This window comes from Holdemanella biformis DSM 3989, assembly GCF_000156655.1.
Classification (GTDB): Bacteria; Bacillota_I; Bacilli_A; order Erysipelotrichales; family Erysipelotrichaceae; genus Holdemanella; species Holdemanella biformis.
The window spans coordinates 356,731-357,990 of the sequence record NZ_DS996841.1; the positions used below are offsets into that span (position 1 = coordinate 356,731).

Annotated in this window: 1 protein-coding gene; it reads left to right on the forward strand. The window is 40.3% G+C overall.

Annotation, left to right across the window (positions count from 1 at the left end; genetic code table 11):
* Positions 1-1,260 (forward strand): recombinase family protein (locus tag EUBIFOR_RS03260; RefSeq protein WP_003864493.1); only part of this gene is annotated, 1,260 nt, incomplete at both ends.

A 1,260-nucleotide genomic window follows, 5' to 3' on the forward strand; every position in this document is an offset into this window, starting at 1 on the left:
GATTGATGAATATATTGATGACGGCTGGTCGGGAACAAATTTTGAAAGACCGAGCTTTCAAAGAATGATTGAGGATATAGAGGCAGGAAAAATCAACTGTGTTGTAATAAAAGACTTATCACGACTTGGTAGAAACTATATTATGACAGGACAATATACAGAATTGTATTTTCCTAGCCATAATGTCCGTTACATAGCGATTGACGACGGTGTGGACAGCGAAAAAGGCGAAAGTGAGATTGCACCATTTAAGAACATCATCAATGAATGGGTAGCAAGAGATACGAGCCGTAAAGTGAAATCAGCGTTTAAGACAAAATTTGCAGAGGGTGCGTATTATGGGGCTTATGCTCCGTTAGGATATAAGAAACACCCCGACATCAAAGGGAAACTGTTGGTTGATGAGGAAACAAAATGGATTGTTGAAAAAATCTTCTCTCTAGCCTATCAAGGTTACGGTAGTGCAAAAATCACAAAAATACTGCGAGAAGAAAAAGTCCCGACCGCGTCTTGGTTGAATTTTACAAGGTACGGTACTTTTGCTCATATCTTTGAGGGAAAGCCCGAAAGTAAGCGTTATGAGTGGACGATTGCTCATGTTAAAGCAATATTAAAAAGTGAAGTCTATATAGGAAACAGCGTTCATAATCGACAATCAACAGTTTCATTCAAGAGCAAGAAAAAAGTGCGTAAGCCCGAAAGTGAATGGTTTCGAGTAGAAAATACCCACGAACCGATTATTGACAAAGAAGTGTTCTATCGTGTGCAGGAACAGATAAAACTAAGGCGTAGACAGACAAAGGAAAAAGCAACGCCGATATTTGCAGGGCTTGTCAAGTGTGCGGATTGTGGCTGGTCTATGCGGTTTGCGACAAATAAGGCAAATAAAACGCCATACAGTTATTATGCTTGCAGTTACTACGGACAGTTTGGCAAAGGTACTTGTTCTATGCACTATATCCGTTATGATGTGTTGTATCAAGCCGTATTGGAACGATTGCAGTATTGGGCTAAGGCAGTACAGCAAGACGAAGAAAAGGTGTTGAATAAGATACAAAAGGCTGGGAATGCAGAGCGAATACGGGAAAAGAAGAAAAAGGCAAGTGCCTTGAAGAAAGCCGAGAACCGACAAAATGAGATTGACCGCTTGTTTACGAAAATGTATGAAGATAGAGCCTGTGAGAAGATAACGGAACGAAACTTCATCATGCTGTCGGGGAAATATCAAAAAGAACAGATAGAACTGGAACAGCAGATAAC